General features: G+C 62.7%; 3 protein-coding genes. All 3 read right to left on the reverse strand.

The genetic code is table 11. The features are described from left to right. Window positions 1-256 (reverse strand): hypothetical protein (locus ACTNBU_RS12400; RefSeq protein ID WP_441034389.1); only part of this gene is annotated, 256 nt, incomplete at its 3' end. 80 nt (window positions 257-336) lie between these two features. Further along, complete coding sequence (gene rpoD, locus ACTNBU_RS12405) at window positions 337-1,587, reverse strand: RNA polymerase sigma factor RpoD (RefSeq protein WP_441034393.1); 1,251 nt, start codon at window positions 1,585-1,587, stop codon at window positions 337-339. A 178-nt stretch (window positions 1,588-1,765) separates the two neighbouring features. Next, complete coding sequence (dnaG, locus tag ACTNBU_RS12410; protein ID WP_441034391.1) at window positions 1,766-3,553, reverse strand: DNA primase; 1,788 nt, start codon at window positions 3,551-3,553, stop codon at window positions 1,766-1,768. Window positions 3,554-3,709: the final 156 nt, after the last annotated feature.

The raw sequence follows: 3,709 nt of genomic DNA on the forward strand, positions 1-3,709 counted from the left end.
CGCAGGCTTTTTGCAGACATTCGATTCCATACGAAGGGGCTCCCGCCCCCTCGTACTCCCCCTGCAAAAAAGAACTTCTTTCCTTCAAACAGGGGATTTTCGACAAGCTGACCGGAGCGCCTGTCAGCGACAGGCGCTCCGGTTCTTGTTCTGTCGGGTCAGGAAATCTTTCAGCTTCTTGCTCCGGCTGGGGTGGCGCGTCGGCGTCGCGGGCTTCGCATCCCTCGCTTCCGGCCGGGGCCGAAAGCTCGCTCACTCCGCCGCTCCGCCTCTCCTCATGAAAGCGATGCTTTCATGGGGGACCCAAAAACTGTGCCCGCATGGCCTGCACATATGTCAGTTCAGAAAATCCTTCAGCTTCTTGCTCCGGCTGGGATGGCGCAGTTTTCGCAGAGCTTTGGCCTCAATCTGCCGGATGCGCTCGCGGGTGACGTTGAACTCCTTGCCCACTTCCTCCAGGGTGCGGGCGCGGCCGTCTTCAATGCCGAAGCGGAGCTTCAGCACCTTCTCCTCCCGGGGCGTCAGGGTGGAGAGCACATCCATGAGCTGCTCCTTCAGCAGTGTGAAGGACGCGGCCTCGGAGGGCTCGGAGGCGCCTTCGTCGGGGATGAAGTCGCCCAGATGGCTGTCCTCCTCCTCACCGATGGGGGTCTCCAGGGAGACGGGCTCCTGGGCGATCTTCAGGATCTCCCGGACCTTCTCCACGGGCATGTTCATCTCCTCCGCGATCTCGTTGGCGGAGGGATCGTGTCCCAGCTCCTGCAGCAGCTGACGGCTGACCCGGATGACCTTGTTGATGGTCTCCACCATGTGGACGGGGATGCGGATGGTGCGGGCCTGGTCCGCGATGGCGCGGGTGATGGCCTGCCGGATCCACCAGGTGGCGTAGGTGGAGAACTTGTAGCCCTTGGTGTAGTCGAACTTCTCCACGGCCTTGATGAGGCCCAGATTGCCCTCCTGGATCAGATCCAGGAACAGCATGCCCCGGCCCACGTACCGCTTGGCGATGGACACCACCAGACGGAGGTTGGCCTCCGCCAGCTTCTGCTTGGCGTCCTCGCCCTTTTTGTGGACCTTTTTCAGCGCGGCGGTCTCCTCTTCAGAGAGGGTGGGCTCATTGCCGGCCTTCAGCCGCTTGGCCTCCTCCTTCAGCTTCCGGCCCGCCTCGTTGCCCGCGGACATGGCCTGGGCCAGAGCGGTCTCCTCGTTGGGGGTCAGCAGAGGCACCTTGCCGATCTCTTTCAGATACATCCGCACGGGATCGTCGATGGAGAAGTTATTCACCAGGGAGTTGGGATCCACCAGCTCCTCTTCCTCCACCTCGGCGATCTCGGTGTCGGCGGGCTCGTCGTCCGGCAGCTCAGGCAGCAGGTCGTCGTCGGTGCTGATGTCGATGTTCAGGGCCTCCAGAGAGTCGTAGAGCTGATCCATCTGCTCGCTCTCCAGATTCAGGTCATCCACGGCCTCCATCAGCTCACCGGAGTCCAGCTTACCCTTCTTCCGGCCCTTGCCCAGCAGCTCCCGCAGCTTTTCGTTGCTGGTGATGAGGGCGGCGGCGGGCAGGGAGGCCACCGTCTTGTCGTCCAGGCGGTTGGGACCGTGCTCAGTGGCCTCCTCCTGCTTGACGTCCTCAGCCTTTGCGGACTTCTTTTTCCGCTTGACGCTCTCGCTGCCGGATTTCTCCGCTTTGGCCGCTTCGGCGGCGTCCGCGGCGGCCAGGATGGCGTCTGCCTGCCGTTTCAGCTCGGCGGGGGTCAGTTCTCTTTCAGTCATGGTGCTTTCCTCCAGTAATCTTTGTCTTTCTGTATTTTTCCGTGGCAGCCAGCAGAGGATCGATGTCCGCCCCGCCGGCGCGCTTAGTGGCTTCTTCCTGAATGATGTGTATGTAGTCCGCCAGCGCCTGATGTCCGTTGGACAGCGCTTCCGGCTGCTGGCAGACGCCGGTGATATGGCTCATCTCCTCCGGCGTCAGTTCCCCTGTCAGGGCGGACAGGCTCAGCGGCCGTCCGGCGGCACGGCCGGCCCATAGCAGACCGTACACCTTTCCCAGAAGGGGAGAGGAGAATTGCTCCGGCGTCAGCGGCGGATCGGCGGGGAACAGGCTGTCGTCCAACAGAAGGAGCCGCAGAAGGCCCTCCTCGGCACGGGCGGAGCGGAGATTTTCATAGCGCAGCGTCCGCTCCTTGGGCTGGAGGGCCGCGGCGGGATTCAGGTCTTTCCGCTCTTGGGCACGGCGCTCCCGTCCGGTCCGGCGCTTGGCGGCCCGCTGGACCTCCAGTTTCATGGCGTCCGGCGTGATCTTGGCGGTTTCCGCCGCCCGCCCCGCGTAGATCTCCCGCTCCACGGCGTTGTCCAGTCCCGCCAGAAGATCACTGATCTCCTCGCAGTAGGCCACCCGGGCCTGATCGTCGGACAGATCGTACTTGGCGGCCACCTGTGCCATGCGGAACTCGATGCCGTTCTCGCTGCCGCTGAGCAGCCGCTCGAAGGCCCCGGCACCCTGAAATTTGATGAAGTCGTCGGCGTCCTGCTTCACGTACTCCCCGTCCACCAGCCGCCGGGGCAGCTGGAGGACCCGGACGGTGAACTCCGAGTTGTTGAGGAGCTGGAGCGCCCGCTCCGTGGCGATCTTTCCGGCGTTGTCGTTGTCATAGCACAGCACCAACTCCTTGGTGAACCGGGACAGCAGCCGGGTCTGCTCCGTGGTGAGGGCGGTGCCCATGGAGGCCACGGCGTTGTCGAACCCGGCCTGATGGAGGGTGACGATGTCCAGGTTTCCCTCACAGAGGATGATGTTGGGCCGCTTGGACTTCTTGGCCAGATTCAGGCCGTACAGCACCCGGCGCTTGGAGTACACCGGCGTCTCCGGGGAGTTCATATACTTGGGCTCGGACTTATCCAGCACCCGGCTGCCGAAGGCCACCACGTCTCCACGGGTGTCGATGACCGGGAGCATCAGGCGGTTGCGGAACTTGTCGTACAGCTTGCCGCCCTTTCCCTGCACCGCCAGGCCCGTGGCCAGCAGCTCCGACTTGGCGTAGCCTTTTTTGGTCATGGCCGTCAGCAGCGCGTCCCAGCTGTCCGGCGCGGCACCCATGCCGAAGGTGACAGCGGTCTTCCGGGTGATCTTCCGTTTGTCCAGATAGTCCCGCACCGCCTGGCCCTCCGGCTGCTGGAGAATCTGGTAGTAGAACCGGGCGGCGTCCCGGTTGAGGTTCAGCAGCCGCTGGCGCCGCCGGGCGGCGTCCTGATCGCCGTCCTCCTCCGGCACCTCCATGCCGGCCCGCTTGGCCAGGAACCGCACGGCTTCGGGGAAGGAGAGGTTCTCCTCCTCCATGACGAAGTTCACCACGCCGCCGCCCCGCTTGCAGCCGAAGCAGTAGTAGATCTGCTTGTCCTGCAAGACATGAAAGGAGGGCGTTTTTTCATTGTGGAACGGGCAGCAGCCCCAATAGCTCCCGCCCTTGCTGACAAGATGGACGTAATCGCCCACCACGTCCACGATGTCGCTGCGGGCGATGAGCTCGTCCAGAAAATTCTGAGGAAATGCCACGCGCTCCCTCCTTTCCGGAATCCGCGGACTTGTTCATTAAAAGTACTAAGGAACCTCTGATTTAATCCGCACTACCATAAAGGCTCCGGATGTGGGATAATAAGACTATCACAGCAATGGTGGTGTATGACGATGAAGAAACAGGAAACATTTACG

This window comes from Dysosmobacter sp. HCP28S3_G4 (assembly GCF_052065175.1).
GTDB lineage: Bacteria > Bacillota > Clostridia > Oscillospirales > Oscillospiraceae > Oscillibacter.